Genomic DNA, 14,776 nt, shown 5'->3' with positions numbered 1-14,776 from the left:
CTACGTTCCGATGTCGCCTTGAGCCCAAATTATTCAGGATCGGTGCTATAAATCAGGCGTTCGTCACAGGGGGCAACCCGCAGAATGTTGGTGGTGCCGGGGACATTGAACGGAACACCGGCAGTGACCACAATCTGATCCGATTCAGACGCAAAACCGCCCGCCCGCGCGGCACGCGCTGCGTTCACCACCGCGCCTTTGAACCGTTGCAGTTCGGGCGTCATCACACAGTTGCACCCCCAACTCAGACACAACCGACGCGCCGTGCCACGTTGCGAGGTCATGGCAATGATCGGCACACCAGGACGTTCACGCGCAGTCAGCGAGGCAGTTGTGCCGCTCTGGGTAAAACAGCAGATGGCCTTGATGTCGGTCTTTTCCGCTATTTCACGGGCCGCTGCGACGATGCCATCGGCCACGGTGCTGCCCTTGGCAGTACGCGAGGCGGCGATGATCTGGGTGTAGGTCGGATCGGCCTCGACCTCGATGGCGACCTTGTTCATGGTTTGCACAGCTTCGATTGGATAGGCACCTGCCGCCGATTCCGCGCTGAGCATGATGGCGTCCGTGCCTTCATAGATCGCAGTGGCCACATCCGACACTTCGGCGCGGGTGGGCATCGGGCTTTCGATCATGCTTTCCAACATCTGGGTCGCGACGATAACCGGTTTGGCGGCACCACGGCACCTGCGGACCAGCCGTTTCTGGATTGGCGGTACGGCGGATACGGGCAGTTCCACACCCAGATCGCCCCGCGCTACCATGATCCCATCTGACGCGTCGAGAATATCCTCAAATGCCTCAACCGCGGCGGGCTTTTCGATCTTCGACAGGATCGCAGCACGGCCATCAGCCAAAGCCCGCGCTTCAAACACATCCTTTGCGCGCTGCACAAAGCTCAGCGCCAACCAGTCGACGCCCAACTGGCAGACAAACTCAAGATCATCGCGATCCTTCGCCGAAAGCGCCGCCAGCGGCAGCACCACATCCGGCACATTCACGCCCTTGCGGTTAGAGATCGTACCTCCCACATCAACCTTGCAATTGGCGAAATCCTGTCCGCAATCCTGTACCGTCAGACGTATCTTTCCGTCATTCACCAGAAGGCGTGCGCCTTGCTCAAGTGCTGCAAAAATCTCGGGGTGCGGAAGGCAGACCCGATTGATGTCGCCAGCAGCAGGGTCAAGGTCGAGGCGGAATGCCGCGCCCTCTTCCAACTCTTCCGCCTCATTGGCAAAGACGCCAACGCGCAGCTTGGGCCCCTGAAGGTCAGCCAGAATGGCAATCGGGCTGTCCAGGTCTTTTTCAACCTGCCGAATGATCTTGTGCCGTTCGCGAATCTCATCATGGCTGCCGTGGCTCATGTTCAAACGGAACACATCCGCACCAGCCTCGTGCAGGGCACGAATGGTTTCATAATCACTGGACGCCGGTCCCAGCGTCGCCACGATTTTTACATTTCTCAGGCGTCGCATCAGTCCTGCTCTCCTCACGTCGTCTTAGTTGCAGTTAGGGTGCAGTAAAATGTTACCGCAAACATTAGCTGAGTGCTTATTGCCCAATTCCCTTTTCAAAGCAACTGCCCTACACCTGCGACAAACTAGATGACAGGCTCATGACATACACCCCGTTTTTCGTTCACGGCGCGGATCGCCCGTCCCGTTGGCTGATCACATGCGACCACGCAACCAATACTGTACCCCCTGAGGTGAACGGAGGCGACCTTGGCCTGTCACGCGAAGACATGGAGCGCCACATCGCCTATGATGTCGGTGCCTATGAGGTGTCAAAGCATTTGGGCGAGATCCTGAACGCGCCAGTAATTGCCGCAAATTTCTCGCGCCTCGTGATCGATCCCAACCGCGGTGAAGACGACCCGACATTGTTGATGAAGCTCTATGACGGCTCGATCATCCTCGGCAACCGCCATGCGGACGCAGCTGAACGCGAGCGTCGCCTGAACATGTGCTATCGCCCTTATCACGAGGCGCTGGCTCAGATGGCCGCATTGCCGCACGCTGTGATTGTTTCCATGCATTCCTTCACCCGCCAGCTGCGCGGACGTAACCCGCGCCCCTGGCACATAGGTGTCTTGCACACCCCAGACGAGAGGTTCGCGCGCCCCCTGATCGACCGGCTTCAGGCCGAGGACGATATGTGCGTAGGCGTCAACGAACCCTACACCGGCGTTCTGCCGGGCGATGCGATTGACAAGCACTGTACGGCGTTCGGGCGTCCCAACGCCCTGATCGAACTGCGCAATGATCTAATTGCCAACCATGTGGGGCAAAAAGAATGGGCCGAACGCCTGGCCCTTGTCCTGCGGGATGCATTGGAGAACAGCGACCTTTAACCGCAAGTTCGACAGTGGCTTTCCACAGCTCACGCCATTGTGAGCACCTCCCCTGATCCCCATATTCTGCAAGAAAGGGGATCATCGTGACACATGAATTTCTGACGACGTTTTTTGGCTGGATGGCTGCGCTCAATATCGCGGTTCTTCTGTTCACCACCGTGATGGTCCTGCTGTTGCAGGATTGGATCGCGGGCATTCACGGCAGGATGTTTCAGATGGAGCGTCCCGATGTGAAACGTGCCTATTTCAGATATCTTGCCAACTACAAGATTCTGACACTGATCTTTTGTGTCGTACCTTGGTTGGCCTTGAAACTGATGTGAGCAAGTTCGGATCGCAAGTCTGATTGTTGTAACAGGACAGCGGGATTGTTAGGTCAGACACTGCACACAAAGCCACCCGGAGCCGCATCATGGACAAGCAAACCGAAATCGAACTTCAGGCCGCCGCGTTTCGTCGGTTGCAAAAGCACCTGATGGAAGACCGCACAGACGTCCAGAACATCGATATGATGAATCTGACCGGGTTCTGCCGAAACTGCCTTTCGCGCTGGTATCAGGAAGCCGCCAATGACAAAGACATCGAGATGGGCAAGGACGAAGCCCGCGAGGTTTTTTACGGCATGACCATGGATGAATGGAAAGCCAATTATCAGACCGACGCCAGCCCCGAAAAACAGGCAGCCTTCAAGGTTGCGTTCGAAGAGAATGTAACGAAAAAGGGTTAAGTTCGAAACGAAGAAGGCCCGCCAAATCGGCGGGCCTATTCTTTAGACTGCAGCTTTGCGGCTTTCGTCCAGATAAATTTCGCGAAGGCGTTTGGCGATTGGCCCTGGCGTACCATCACCCAACGCGACCCCGTCAATCTCGACCACCGGCATCACAAAAGCACTGGCCGAGGTTGTGAATGCCTCATCCGCCTCTTTGGCTTCGTCGATGGTGAACAGACGCTCTTCGATTTCCATCTGCGCTTCCGCTGCCATGCGCAGAACAGCCTTACGCGTGATCCCATGCAGGATGTCGTTCGACAGCGGTCGGGTGATGATCTTGCCGTTCTTGACGAAATAGGCGTTGTTGCTGGTGCCCTCGGTCACATAACCGTCTTCGACCAGCCAAGCGTCATCGCAACCTGCTTTCTTGGCCATCATCTTGCCCATTGATGGGTAGAGCAGCTGCACGGTTTTGATATCGCGGCGGCCCCAGCGGATATCTTCGATCGAGATGATCTTGGCACCTTTCTGGGCAGCCGGACTATCAGCCAGACCAGGTTTGTTCTGCGTAAACAGAACAAGGCTCGGTTCGGTATCTGCCGAGGGGAATACGAAATCCCGGTCGCCATCGCTGCCGCGCGAGACCTGCAGGTAAACGAGACCCTCTTCGATGCCGTTCAGCTCAACCAGCCTACGATGGATTTCCAGCAACTCATCCTTGGTGCAGGGCTCGGCCATCTCCAACTCGTCCAGCGATCGCTTGAGACGTACTGCATGGCCTTCGAAATCAATCAGCTTGCCGTCCAGTACACTGGTCACTTCATAAACGGCGTCTGCGAACAGAAAACCTCGATCAAAGATCGACACCTTGGCCTCTGCCTCGGGCAGGTATTCGCCATTTACGTAAACGGTTCGGGTCATGTTTGTCTCCTCAGCCCCAGAGCGCGAACACCGGCGGGTGCACTCCGGCATCGTCAAAAATCAGCGGGGTATCACGGTCTTCGGCCAACAAAAGCGGGCCGTCAAGGTCCGTTACCATCGCACCTTGCGCCAGCAATGTCGCAGGGGCCATGGCAAGCGAACTGCCGACCATGCAACCCACCATGATGTCATAGCCTTCGGCAATCGCGGCCGTGCGCAGTTCCAGCGCCTCGGTCAGGCCCCCGGTCTTGTCAAGCTTGATGTTGATGACATCATATTTGCCCTTCAGCTTGGGCAGGCTGTTGCGGTCATGGCAGGACTCGTCCGCGCAGACCGGCACCGGGCGGTCCATTCCGATCAGCGCATCGTCACCTCCGGCCGGTAGGGGCTGCTCGACCAGGGCCACGCCCAGGCGCACCAGATGCGGCGCAAGATCGGCATAAACTTCGGCCGTCCACCCTTCGTTCGCGTCCACAATGATCTTGGAGTTCGGAGCGCCCGCGCGTACGGCCTCAAGCCGTGGCATATCGTCAGGCGTACCCAGTTTGATCTTCAACAGCGGACGATGCGCGTTCTCAGCCGCCTGGGCTTGCATCGCCTCTGGCGTATCCAGCGACAGGGTGTACGCGGTGATCTCAGGGCCCGGCACCGGCAGACCGGCCAAATCCCAGGCACGTTTGCCAGCGCGCTTGCTCTCCAGATCCCACAGGGCACAATCCACTGCGTTTCGGGCCGCGCCCGCTGGCAATAGATTCATCAACGACTGTCGAGTGAACTCTGCAGGCAAACCCGCAATCTCGGCCTCAACCGACTCGAGCGTTTCGTCATAGCGCGCATAGGGAACGCATTCGCCCCAGCCCTGATGGGTTCCGTCCGACACCCGTACCGTCAGCACCTTTGCTTCAGTCCGCGACCCGCGCGAGATGGTGAACACCTGCGCCAGCCGAAACACATCGCGAGAGACCTCTATCTGCACGCACCCGCCCCTTCATCTTTTCCCAAATACGCCCGCCGGAGGCGGATGAGCCCGCCACCGGCACGTGTCTCAGATCACATCGCGGCCAGCGCGTCCACCAGCTTGCCGGATCCAAAGCGGAACGGGTCGGTCGCAGGCAGGCCCATGTCGGCTTCGATCTTGGCCAAGTAGGCGATCGCGTCTTCTTCGGACATATGCTGCGTGTTGACCGAAACGCCAACAACCTGACAATCCGGGTTCGCTACCTTGGCAAGCGCAAGCGCGGTGTCGTGAAGTGTTTCCAAAGATGGCTGCTGATAGGTCGGCAAACCACGCATGTGTTCGCGAGTCGGTTCGTGGCTCAGGATCAGGGCGTCCGGCTGGCCGCCGTGGATCAGTGCCATAGTCACGCCGGAATAAGACACGTGGAACAGTGAACCCTGCCCTTCGATCAGGTCCCAGTGGTCGTCATCATTGTCGGGTGTCAGCCATTCGATCGAACCGGCCATGAAGTCGGCAATGACCGCGTCAAGCGGCACACCATCGCCAGTGATCAGGATACCCGTTTGACCGGTCGCCCGGAAGGTCGATTTCATACCACGCTTGCGCATTTCGGCATCCATCGCCATGGCCGTGTACATCTTGCCGACCGAACAATCGGTACCCACAGCCAAACAACGCTTGCCCTTACGCTTTATGCCGTTGGCAATCGGGTAATCCACTTCGGGCACGCGTACGTCGTGCAGCTTTTGACCGGTTGCTTCGGCCACGGCTACCAGATCGGGCTCATCGCGCAGCAAGTTGTGCAGGCCCGAAGCCAGGTCAAACCCTTCCTCCAGCGCCATGACCAGAACCTTTTTCCATTCCTGGCTGATCACACCACCACGGTTGGCCACACCGATCACGAGCGTTTTGGCGCCGGCCTCTTTCGCCTCGGTCAGGGTCATGTCTTTCAGACCCAGATCGGCCTTGCAGCCATCCATCCGGTATTGGCCCACGGCGTTTTCCGGGCGCCAATCCTTGATGCCCACAGCCACTTTGGCCGCCAATTGGTCGGGCGCATCGCCCAGAAACAGCAGGTACGGTGTCTCGATCATTGCGGTCACTCCTTTGATTCCGGCCTAAGCTAGAGAAGCAGCAAAACGAACGTTTCGCGTTTTGATCCGCCCAACACGATTAACGCGCGACGTTTTTGCGCGTACTTACGCTATGGCGCAATTTTATTCGAAATTTTCAAAGTGATTAAACTTTAATCACCCCTTCCCAGTTAACCTAAAGTTCCATTCTGCAGCCGCATTGCCGCAGATGCACAATCGCCCTTGCGCTGCGATGCGCAATTTAATACCCCATTGAGCAGGAAAATCGCAATTTCATTACCCATACGAGGTCCAGATGAGCTTCCGCATCCAACCCGCTGCACCAGCACGCCCCAATCGTTGTCAGCTTTTTGGCCCGGGGTCGAACACCAAGCTGTTCCCCAAAATGGCCGCCTCGGCTGCGGATGTCATCAACCTTGATCTTGAAGACTCGGTCGCACCCTCGGACAAGGACGTAGCACGCGCCAATGTCATCGAGGCACTGAACACCGTGGACTGGGGCAACAAATACATGTCCGTCCGGATCAACGGGCTGGATACCCCATACTGGTACCGCGATGTTGTCGACGTGATGGAACAGGCAGGCGACCGTCTGGATCAGATCATGATTCCCAAAGTCGGTTGCGCGGCGGATGTCTATGCGGTGGACGCTCTGGTCACCGCCATTGAACGCGCCAAGGGCCGGACCAAACCGATCAGCTTCGAAGTCATTATCGAATCCGCTGCCGGTATCGCGCATGTGGAAGAGATCGCAGCCTCCTCACCCCGTTTGCAGGCCATGAGCCTTGGGGCCGCAGATTTTGCTGCCTCGATGGGAATGCAGACCACGGGCATCGGCGGCACGCAGGAAAACTATTACATGCTGCGCGAGGGCGAGAAACACTGGTCTGATCCATGGCACTGGGCGCAGGCGGCCATTGTGGCGGCGTGCCGCACGCATGGTGTGTTGCCGGTGGATGGACCTTTCGGCGATTTCAGCGACGACGAAGGCTATATCGCTCAGGCCAAACGGTCTGCAACTTTGGGCATGGTCGGCAAATGGGCGATCCATCCCAAGCAGATCGCGCTGGCCAATCAGGTATTCACCCCGTCGGACGAAGCCGTTTCCGAGGCCCGCGAAATTCTAGCGGCAATGGAACAGGCCAAGGCAAATGGTGAAGGCGCGACCGTCTATAAAGGGCGTTTGGTCGATATTGCCTCAATCAAGCAAGCCGAAGTTATTGTGGCGCAGGCCGAACTGATTGCGTCGGGCAGCTAGGTCACAAAAAAGGGCGCTCAATCGAGCGCCCTCATGTAGTCAATTCAACGACCAAAGACCTCGTTGGGCGTCCATGTGACACGTTCACCCTTCTTTCCTGACTTCATCATCAGGCATGAAGTTCCCAGTTTTTGGAAATAGACGATCTTCAATGGATACCAGCCCGCTTTGGGCACTTCTACTTCGGTGCGTTGATTGGCTTCACAGCCTTGAATGCTTGTTACGCGGCCAATCTGTTGGCCACCTACCCAAGCCTCGATCCCGTCATTCGACCACGTTTCCAACTCGTAAACCCCCGCCGAGTCGAACTTCATATACCCCGTCACCTCGGCAGCAACATTGTAAGCCTGGTCGAACGTCATGACGTCTTCGCCCTTGCTGGTGTCCCTGTAATCCAACCCCCGCAACGGCTTTCCGGGCTTCGCTTGAGACAGCAGACTTTTTGCCTCGCTCAGATCTCGGATCTTTTTGTGTTGGTTGCCTGTACCATAATACTTCACATTCAACCCTGCCTTTGGGCTGGGTTGTGGACTGGCGGGTTGCAGTTTCAGCGGGGCAGTCAAAGCAGCTCCGGCAACAAGCGACATGGCTACTGCGGTCGCCACTGTTCGAACAAGTTTCATCGGTATCTCCCTGTTTGCGTGCCATTATGGCTGGGCGTATCCCCTGGCAACGTCATTACCATGACACTAGGCTCTGAATTTTTTCCCTGCAAGAGAGTGAAACTTCACAATTTCGGCCGCTACGCCCTCAAGTCCTTGGGCGATCCCATAACAACGTAGGAGGTGATTGACGTGACATGTGGCAGCGTTCCCAGCACCTCGGTATGGAATGTTTTGTAGGACGGCAGGTTCGCACATTCGACCCGAAGCAGGTATTCGATTGTACCGGTGATATTGTGGCACTCGACCACTTCGGGGGCTTGTTGCAGGGCCCGTTCAAACCCCTCTTGCGCGGCCTTAGTGTGTTCACCCAGGCCAACACCGATATAGGCAACAAAACCCACGCCCATAGCGGCTGGATCCAAAACGGCGCGATAGCCGGTAATCACCCCTGCCTTTTCCAGCTCTTGCACGCGGCGCAAGCAGGCCGAGGGCGACAGACCGATCCGTTCGGCCAATTCCAGGTTACTGATGCGCCCGTCGCGTGTTAATTCTCGCAATATCTGGCGGTTTATCTGATCATCTTTCGTCATAAGTTGTGAATTTACCGGAAACACGCACAAATAAGCAATTTCATTTTCATGGTCACGGTCAATACTGCGCGCCATGACCTATGATATCCTGATGGCCCTGATCGTCTTTGCCTTCGTGACCTCGATCACACCAGGGCCCAACAACCTGATGCTGATGGCATCAGGTGCAAATTTCGGTTTTCGGCGCTCGATCCCGCATATGCTGGGCATTGGTTTGGGTTTCACGATCATGGTGCTGCTGGTCGGCGCAGGGTTGGTGCAGGTTTTTGACCGATACCCGGTCAGCTATACCGCGCTGAAAATCGTATCGGTGGCATATCTGCTGTATCTGGCGTGGAAGATCGCCCATGCCGCACCTGCCAAAAGATCCGAGGCGTCAGGCATCCCCATGACATTCCTGCAAGCGGCGGCCTTTCAATGGGTGAACCCCAAGGCCTGGGCCATGGCCCTGACCGCAACGACCGCCTATGCCCCTAACCAGACGTTGCACGCGATCTTGCTGGTGGCGCTTGTCTTTGGAGCGGTCAATCTGCCTTCGGTCAGCACCTGGACTGTCCTTGGACAGCAGATGGCGCGCGTGCTGACAAACCCGCGCCGGTTGGTTGCGTTCAACTGGACAATGGCCGCGCTGCTACTTGCCTCGCTCTATCCAGTGCTTTGGCCCCATTGAGCACAGTCCAATCGGATGCGATCCGAATCTGGATACAGCCCACTCTGCACGGTCAGCACAATGACATGATCACAAACACTTAGGCTCAACGCTGCCTTACGTCCTGCCCCGTGATTTCAAACCGAGGATGCTAAAACAGGCGAAAAGAACGGCGGCCACGCAGACAATCGAAGGCCCTGCAGGGGTATCGAAAACGTAAGCCGCCCTTAATCCCGCAACGGCGGAGAACGCCCCGATCCCAGCGGCAATTAAGGCCATCGATTCCGGCGAGCGCGCCAGATTGCGCGCTGCGGCAGCCGGAATGATCAGCATCGCCGCGATCAGCAACACGCCTACAACCTTGATCGCTACCGCCACGGTAACAGCCAAGGATAAAGTCAGGATCAATTGCTCTCGCTTGGGATCAAAACCGCTGGCATAAGCCAGTTCCTCGTTCAGAGTGGCCGTCAACAGCTGTGACCAACGCCACGTGATCAGCGCAACGACCAGCGCGGCACCGCCCCAGATCACGAGCAGATCCGAGCGTGAGACCGCCAAAATATCCCCGAACAGATAGGCCATCAGATCAATGCGCACACCGGACAGGAACGAAACAGCGACCAATCCAAACGCCAAGGCAGAATGCGCCAGAACGCCCAACAGCGTATCCATCGCATAGCCGCGACCGGCCAACAGTGTCACGGTCAACGCCATGATCAGCGCCACGGCCAGCGCGCCGGTGAATATCGACATCTGAAAGGTCAGCGACAGTGCCACACCCAGGATCGCGGCATGTGCGGTCGCATCCCCAAAATACGCCATACGCCGCCACACGACGAAACACCCAAGGGGGGCGGCTGCAAAAGCCACGCCGACACCGGCGAGCGTCGCACGAGTCATAAAGTCATCAAGCATTATTCAGCCGCTTCCTTGGAGGAGTGATCATGATCGTGATTGTGGTCATGTTCGTGCCGGTACAGCGCCAGCGCGCCGCCCGTGCCTGTTCCGAACAACGCCCGGTATTCCGGTGCCGAGGCCACAACCGCAGGAGAGCCCTCGCAACAGACATGGCCATTGAGGCATATCACCCTGTCCGAAGCGCTCATGACCACGTGCAATTCGTGGCTGATCATCAGAATGGCGCATCCGGTTTCACGGCGCACCGCCTCAATCTGCTGATAGAAGCTGGCTGACCCGCGTTGATCAAGCCCCTGGGTCGCCTCGTCCAGCAATAGAATGTCAGGCCGGTTGATCAACGCCCGCGCCAGCAGCACCCTTTGGAATTGTCCACCGGACAACTGCGACATCTGGCGGTACAACAGATCCGGCACGCCCGCAGTTTCCAGCGCCGCAACACATTGCTTGCGCGACACGCGGTCGGTCAGGCGCATGAACCGTTCGACGGAAATGGGCAGCGTCGGGTCGACATGCAGTTTCTGCGGCACATATCCGATTTTCAGACCTGGCTTCAGGGACACCTGCCCCGCAGACGGCCGGGTCGCACCTATGATGGCGCGCAGCAGGCTTGTCTTGCCCGATCCGTTGGGACCAACGATGGTGACAATCTCACCCGGTTCGACGGCCATGTCCACACGGCTCAGCACGGTATGCGCGCCATAGCGCACGCTAAGGTTCTCAACAGTAATCAAGGTCATCTTTATGCCTTTTCGGTGCAGTCGGGGCAGAGACCCTCGGCCTCTACAACTGTTCGTTCGATCTCGAAACCTGCCGCGCGCGCGGCAGCGCCCAGAGCACCTTTGGCCGGAGAGGATTGCGCCTCGGCCACGGCATCGCATTTTCTACAGATCATGAAGGCCGGAGAATGCGACTGGCCCGGGTGCGAGCAGGCAACAAACGCGTTCAACCGCTCGATCTTGTGAACAAACCCGTTCTGCACCAGAAATTCCAACGCGCGATAGGCAACGGGCGGCTGTGAACCAAATCCTTCGGCGCGCAACTGATCCAGAATTGCGTAAGCGCCAAGCGCCCGGTGTTCCTGCAGCAACATCTCAAGAACCTTGCGCCGCACTGGCGTCAGGCGCAGCCCTTCCGCGCTGCACTGGGCTTCGACAGAGGTCAGCGCCGTCTCGACGCAGGTCTGATGGTCATGTTCCTGAAACCCTACCGGAGCGGTGTCTTCCACCGACGCGGGGTGTGCATCACTTGTCATGTTATTTCATATCATGTATTGCCACTCGCAACGTTATAAAATCACACAGAGGGTCTGATGTCCAGAAAGCTTCTTCCATTGTCGATCACGGCTGCATTGATGGGCGGAACGGCCCTTGCGGACGCTCCGAATGTCGCGACTGACATTGGACCGGTCCATTCGTTGGTCACACGCGTCATGGACGGTGTCGGAACCCCGGACCTGATCATTGCTCCGGGTGCGTCGCCGCATGAATACAACCTGCGCCCTTCCGAGGCCGCAGCGTTGCAGAACGCCGATCTGGTGTTCTGGATGGGAAAGGGCCTGACACCGTGGATGGAGAATGCAATCGAAACTTTAGCCGAAGGTGCAGCCGTCATACCCCTGCTGGAAGCTGATGACACTGTGCTTCTTGAATTCCGTGAAAACGCAGTTTTCGAGGCACATGATCATGGGGACGAAGAAGACAAGGATCACGACCACGGCGACGATCACGCCAAAGAGGACGATCACGATCACGAGGAACACGCCGATCACGATCAGCATGACGAGCATGATCACGAAGATCACGCGGACCATGATGGGCATGATGATCACGACGAAAATGACCACGATGAGCACGCCCATGGCGACCATGACCCACATGCCTGGCTGTCACCGGAAAATGCCGAAATCTGGCTGAATGTGATCGCGGCGCAGCTGTCCTCGGCTGACCCTGACAACGCAGGTGCCTATTTTGCCAATGCCGCAGCGGCGCGCGAGGAAATGGCCGCACTGTCTGCGGAAGTCGCCGAAACGCTGGACCCTGTGCGCGGCGGCAACTTCATAGTGTTCCACGACGCCTACCAATACTTTGAGGATGCCTTCGATTTCCCCGCCTCAGGCGCAATTTCGATCGCCGATGCATCCGACCCCAGCCCCGCGCGCATTGCCGAGATCCAAGCACGTATCCGCGACGAAGGCATCGATTGCGTTCTGACAGAGCCCCAGTTCAATCCCGGCATCGTCGAGAGCGTCATGGGGGGCGTGGAGTCAAAGACCGGTGTAATTGACCCTCTTGGGTCCGATCTGGAACCCGGCGCGGACCTCTATCCGAATCTCATTCGCAATCTTGCGAAGTCTCTGGCCGAGTGCCTCTGACCCAACTTTCCCAGCCCGATCATGAACACGTCATCGGTCGGGCTGAAGGCCAGCTTGAGTAACATTTGCCAAGGAATTCGCGTCACCCCGCAATCCAGCCAGGACGTCGAAACGCTTGTAATCGAGGCGCATGAAACGCCACGCTCTCAAATTCAGCCTTGTTTTCAACCGCGCCTTATAATCACGGTCGCACCGGTCTGACCTCAGAAAAATCTGGCGCAATCATTATCATCTGCGAAAGCGTCGGCCTCGGCACCTCACCTGCCCCGGAAATCATCCGATGCGGGACGCTGGTTGCCGACGCGAGAGCCTGTTGCAAAGGGATACCCACTTGTTGCGACAGAAGCTGCACTGCCTTGGTTAAGGACAAATCGGCCCCAGCCAGAGTGCCGTCTTCCAGGGTTAACCTGCCGTTCTCCCGATGGATCGGACGGCCTTCCAATCGAAACTCTGTCAACGAAGTGCCGGCAACCGCCATCGCGTCGCTGACAAGAAAAATCTGCCCTGGCCCGCGCTTGGCTGACCAGGCGATCCGTATTGTCTCGGGATGAACGTGAATGCCGTCCGCGATTAAACCCGCCGACATCGATCCGCAGGAAAACGCCGCGCCGACCAGCCCAGGTTCGCGGCTGCCAAGTTGGCTCATCGCATTGAATAGATGCGTAACACAGCTTGCACCAGCATTTGCGTAAGCCATGCAAGTCTCGAAGGTCGCGTCGGTATGCCCCAATGACACGATCACTCCGGCACGGCTCAACGCTTCGACCTGTTCCACAGTCGTGCTTTCCGGCGCAAGTGTGACCATCAAAGCGGGCAGATCTTTCGCCGCGTTGGTTATTGCGTCCAGATCAGATGGCTGCATCGGGCGGATCAGAACCGCATCATGCGCCCCTTTGCGCCGTTCAGACAAATGCGGGCCTTCCAGGTGCAGACCTGCGATCCCGGAAACTCCGGACCGAACGGCCTCTACCGCCGCGTCGATTGCGGCTCGGGTTTTCTCGGCTGTATCCGTGATCAGGGTCGGCAGGATGCGAGTTGCACCCAGCCCGCGATGGGCGTCGGCGATCCTTGTCAGGGTTTCAACGGATGGATCGTCGTTGAACATCACACCACCACCGCCGTTGACCTGCAAATCGACATAGCCGGGGCTGAGAATGTTTCCCGACAAATCTTCGATCAGGTCCTCACCCGTCAACTGATCTTCGGGCACCAACGTGTCCATCACCCCGTTTCTGAAGTGCGCGGCGTATCCGTCGCGCAATTCAGTGCCATCAAAGATCGGGCCGCCTGCAAAGGTGATCGAAGCCTCGGTCATACCGTTTCCGTCACTTTCTTCAGATGACGCGGTGTGTCGGGGTCAACCCCGCGTTGCGTGGCAACTTTCTCTACCATTCCATAAAACGACGCGATTGTTGGTATGGGATCCGTCATCCAATGCGACGTCCGGACATGCGGCAGCACCGTTGCGTGTTTCACGCGGCTGGTTGTGGCAAATACATCGGCCCCTTTCGAGGCAAGCTCGTCTGCGACCTCGGCCAGATTGGCTTCGGCAGCGTCCCCGGATGCCAATGCAAGTACTGGAAAACCCTGATCAACAATGGAAACAGGACCGTGCAGAACCTCAGCCGACGAATAGCTTTCCGCGTGAATCTGGCAGGTCTCCTTGAATTTCAAAGAAGCTTCATTCGAGATTGCCAAAGTCATGCCCCGCCCCAAAGTAAACAGCGAGCGACCATCAACCGCATCCGCCACGGCGCTCCAGTCGCAGGCAATGGCTGCTGACAGGCTGTCCGGCAGACCATGGATTGCGCGCAACAAATGATCGTCCCGTTTCACCTGCGCGATCAGCCATAGCCCCGTAACCAAAGAGGTCACGAATGTCTTGGTCGCGGCCACGCTCAGTTCAGGACCCGCATGAATTGGCAGCGTCGCCGTTGCGGCCTCAGCCAGGTCTGAGGCCGTGTTGTTCGTAATCGCAACTGAATAAGCGCCTCCGGACGTAATCGACTGCGTTAGTTTTACGATGTCCGGGCTTTGACCGGATTGCGAGACCGAGATGCAGATTGCGTCGTCGCAGCGCATGTCGACACCGTAGATAGATTTGACCGATGGCCCAACCGATGCCATCGGCAAACCAAGCAGCAACTCAGACGCGTACTTCAAGTAGCTGCAGGCGTGATCCGAAGACCCCCGCGCCACCGAGATCAGGAACCGCGGATCACGGGCCCGGATTTCGTCGGCGGTTTGCGTAATCAAATCTGCGCCCGCGGTTAGCAGGCGGTCGACGGCGTCGGGTATCTCGTTGATTTCCCGCCGCATTTGAGTGGTTTTGTCAGACATGTTCCCA

The 14,776-nt window shown here is 57.6% G+C and carries 17 protein-coding genes; 6 read left to right on the top strand and 11 right to left on the bottom strand.

Features of this window, described 5'->3' with window-relative positions; genetic code table 11:
- Positions 1-29: 29 nt before the first annotated feature.
- Complete coding sequence (pyk, locus tag AC2FJZ_RS19850; RefSeq protein WP_050605298.1) at positions 30-1,475, bottom strand: pyruvate kinase; 1,446 nt, start codon at positions 1,473-1,475, stop codon at positions 30-32.
- A gap of 140 nt (positions 1,476-1,615) precedes the next feature.
- Between pyk and AC2FJZ_RS19845 the strand changes: the two genes are divergently transcribed.
- From AC2FJZ_RS19845 to AC2FJZ_RS19835, 3 genes are all read left to right on the top strand, one after another.
- The gene (locus tag AC2FJZ_RS19845) at positions 1,616-2,353 is read left to right on the top strand and encodes an N-formylglutamate amidohydrolase (RefSeq protein WP_496779797.1); all 738 of its coding nucleotides are present in this window, start codon (positions 1,616-1,618) and stop codon (positions 2,351-2,353) included.
- A gap of 86 nt (positions 2,354-2,439) precedes the next feature.
- Positions 2,440-2,679 carry a DUF6868 family protein gene (locus tag AC2FJZ_RS19840; protein WP_496670875.1) on the top strand — a complete coding sequence of 80 codons (240 nt, stop codon included), beginning with the start codon at positions 2,440-2,442 and terminating at the stop codon, positions 2,677-2,679.
- A gap of 89 nt (positions 2,680-2,768) precedes the next feature.
- Positions 2,769-3,083: a DUF1244 domain-containing protein gene (locus tag AC2FJZ_RS19835; protein WP_496779795.1), complete on the top strand. Its 315-nt coding sequence runs from the start codon at positions 2,769-2,771 to the stop codon at positions 3,081-3,083.
- A 42-nt stretch (positions 3,084-3,125) separates the two neighbouring features.
- On the opposite strand, the gene AC2FJZ_RS19830 is transcribed toward AC2FJZ_RS19835, so the two are convergent.
- The 3 genes from AC2FJZ_RS19830 to dgcN all read right to left on the bottom strand — a co-directional run bounded on the left by AC2FJZ_RS19830 (position 3,126) and on the right by dgcN (position 6,038).
- Positions 3,126-3,986, bottom strand: coding sequence for a D-amino-acid transaminase (locus AC2FJZ_RS19830; RefSeq protein WP_496670870.1), 861 nt, complete (start codon positions 3,984-3,986; stop codon positions 3,126-3,128).
- Positions 3,987-3,996: 10 nt separating this feature from the next.
- Positions 3,997-4,962, bottom strand: coding sequence for an N-acetyl-D-Glu racemase DgcA (dgcA, locus tag AC2FJZ_RS19825; RefSeq protein ID WP_496779794.1), 966 nt, complete (start codon positions 4,960-4,962; stop codon positions 3,997-3,999).
- Positions 4,963-5,036: 74 nt separating this feature from the next.
- A complete protein-coding gene (gene dgcN, locus AC2FJZ_RS19820) occupies positions 5,037-6,038 on the bottom strand; it encodes an N-acetyltransferase DgcN (RefSeq protein ID WP_496779792.1) in 1,002 nt (333 codons plus the stop codon).
- Between the two features lie 295 nt (positions 6,039-6,333).
- On the opposite strand from dgcN, the gene AC2FJZ_RS19815 reads away from it, so the two are divergent.
- A complete protein-coding gene (locus AC2FJZ_RS19815; RefSeq protein WP_496779790.1) occupies positions 6,334-7,296 on the top strand; it encodes an L-malyl-CoA/beta-methylmalyl-CoA lyase in 963 nt (320 codons plus the stop codon).
- 44 nt (positions 7,297-7,340) lie between these two features.
- Here the strand turns inward: AC2FJZ_RS19815 and AC2FJZ_RS19810 are convergent, their stop codons facing one another.
- Complete coding sequence (locus AC2FJZ_RS19810; protein WP_496670858.1) at positions 7,341-7,919, bottom strand: PA14 domain-containing protein; 579 nt, start codon at positions 7,917-7,919, stop codon at positions 7,341-7,343.
- Between the two features lie 119 nt (positions 7,920-8,038).
- Positions 8,039-8,491 carry an Lrp/AsnC family transcriptional regulator gene (locus AC2FJZ_RS19805; RefSeq protein ID WP_496670855.1) on the bottom strand — a complete coding sequence of 151 codons (453 nt, stop codon included), beginning with the start codon at positions 8,489-8,491 and terminating at the stop codon, positions 8,039-8,041.
- 73 nt (positions 8,492-8,564) lie between these two features.
- Here AC2FJZ_RS19805 and AC2FJZ_RS19800 point away from each other — a divergent pair, with 73 nt between their 5' ends.
- Entirely contained in the window at positions 8,565-9,161 is a 597-nt protein-coding gene (locus tag AC2FJZ_RS19800; RefSeq protein ID WP_050605306.1) for a LysE family translocator, read from the top strand.
- Positions 9,162-9,257: 96 nt separating this feature from the next.
- On the opposite strand, the gene AC2FJZ_RS19795 is transcribed toward AC2FJZ_RS19800, so the two are convergent.
- From AC2FJZ_RS19795 to AC2FJZ_RS19785, 3 genes are read right to left on the bottom strand one after another with little or no spacing between them, the layout of a single operon-like run.
- Entirely contained in the window at positions 9,258-10,055 is a 798-nt protein-coding gene (locus AC2FJZ_RS19795) for an iron chelate uptake ABC transporter family permease subunit (protein ID WP_050605307.1), read from the bottom strand.
- On the bottom strand, positions 10,055-10,795 hold the full coding sequence (locus AC2FJZ_RS19790) for a metal ABC transporter ATP-binding protein (RefSeq protein WP_496670852.1): 741 nt from the start codon (positions 10,793-10,795) through the stop codon (positions 10,055-10,057). Before AC2FJZ_RS19790 ends, AC2FJZ_RS19795 begins: the two co-directional genes overlap by 1 nt.
- A 2-nt stretch (positions 10,796-10,797) precedes the next feature.
- The gene (locus AC2FJZ_RS19785; protein WP_496670849.1) at positions 10,798-11,310 is read right to left on the bottom strand and encodes a Fur family transcriptional regulator; all 513 of its coding nucleotides are present in this window, start codon (positions 11,308-11,310) and stop codon (positions 10,798-10,800) included.
- A 57-nt stretch (positions 11,311-11,367) separates the two neighbouring features.
- Between AC2FJZ_RS19785 and AC2FJZ_RS19780 the strand changes: the two genes are divergently transcribed.
- A complete protein-coding gene (locus tag AC2FJZ_RS19780; RefSeq protein ID WP_496779788.1) occupies positions 11,368-12,429 on the top strand; it encodes a zinc ABC transporter substrate-binding protein in 1,062 nt (353 codons plus the stop codon).
- 181 nt (positions 12,430-12,610) lie between these two features.
- On the opposite strand, the gene nagA is transcribed toward AC2FJZ_RS19780, so the two are convergent.
- Positions 12,611-13,744 carry an N-acetylglucosamine-6-phosphate deacetylase gene (nagA, locus tag AC2FJZ_RS19775; RefSeq protein ID WP_496779786.1) on the bottom strand — a complete coding sequence of 378 codons (1,134 nt, stop codon included), beginning with the start codon at positions 13,742-13,744 and terminating at the stop codon, positions 12,611-12,613.
- Entirely contained in the window at positions 13,741-14,769 is a 1,029-nt protein-coding gene (locus tag AC2FJZ_RS19770) for an SIS domain-containing protein (RefSeq protein ID WP_496779784.1), read from the bottom strand. The genes nagA and AC2FJZ_RS19770 overlap by 4 nt, the downstream gene beginning before the upstream one ends.
- Positions 14,770-14,776: the final 7 nt, after the last annotated feature.

It is taken from the genome of Ruegeria sp. CDSA079 (genome assembly GCF_059612245.1).
The sequence above is the reverse complement of the archived record's forward strand: the minus strand, read 5'-3'. Positions and strand labels throughout refer to the sequence as shown.

Bases quoted from the DNA above. Each gene is read 5' to 3' on its own strand.
- AC2FJZ_RS19810 (WP_496670858.1), bottom strand. From the start codon at position 7,919: ATGAAACTTGTTCGAACAGTGGCGACCGCAGTAGCCATGTCGCTTGTT.
- AC2FJZ_RS19805 (WP_496670855.1), bottom strand. From the start codon at position 8,491: ATGACGAAAGATGATCAGATAAACCGCCAGATATTGCGAGAATTAACA.
- AC2FJZ_RS19815 (WP_496779790.1), top strand. From the start codon at position 6,334: ATGAGCTTCCGCATCCAACCCGCTGCACCAGCACGCCCCAATCGTTGT.
- pyk (WP_050605298.1), bottom strand. From the start codon at position 1,475: ATGCGACGCCTGAGAAATGTAAAAATCGTGGCGACGCTGGGACCGGCG.
- AC2FJZ_RS19845 (WP_496779797.1), top strand. From the start codon at position 1,616: ATGACATACACCCCGTTTTTCGTTCACGGCGCGGATCGCCCGTCCCGT.
- AC2FJZ_RS19830 (WP_496670870.1), bottom strand. From the start codon at position 3,986: ATGACCCGAACCGTTTACGTAAATGGCGAATACCTGCCCGAGGCAGAG.
- AC2FJZ_RS19835 (WP_496779795.1), top strand. From the start codon at position 2,769: ATGGACAAGCAAACCGAAATCGAACTTCAGGCCGCCGCGTTTCGTCGG.
- AC2FJZ_RS19780 (WP_496779788.1), top strand. From the start codon at position 11,368: ATGTCCAGAAAGCTTCTTCCATTGTCGATCACGGCTGCATTGATGGGC.
- AC2FJZ_RS19795 (WP_050605307.1), bottom strand. From the start codon at position 10,055: ATGCTTGATGACTTTATGACTCGTGCGACGCTCGCCGGTGTCGGCGTG.
- AC2FJZ_RS19800 (WP_050605306.1), top strand. From the start codon at position 8,565: ATGACCTATGATATCCTGATGGCCCTGATCGTCTTTGCCTTCGTGACC.
- AC2FJZ_RS19785 (WP_496670849.1), bottom strand. From the start codon at position 11,310: ATGACAAGTGATGCACACCCCGCGTCGGTGGAAGACACCGCTCCGGTA.
- nagA (WP_496779786.1), bottom strand. From the start codon at position 13,744: ATGACCGAGGCTTCGATCACCTTTGCAGGCGGCCCGATCTTTGATGGC.
- dgcN (WP_496779792.1), bottom strand. From the start codon at position 6,038: ATGATCGAGACACCGTACCTGCTGTTTCTGGGCGATGCGCCCGACCAA.
- AC2FJZ_RS19770 (WP_496779784.1), bottom strand. From the start codon at position 14,769: ATGTCTGACAAAACCACTCAAATGCGGCGGGAAATCAACGAGATACCC.
- AC2FJZ_RS19790 (WP_496670852.1), bottom strand. From the start codon at position 10,795: ATGACCTTGATTACTGTTGAGAACCTTAGCGTGCGCTATGGCGCGCAT.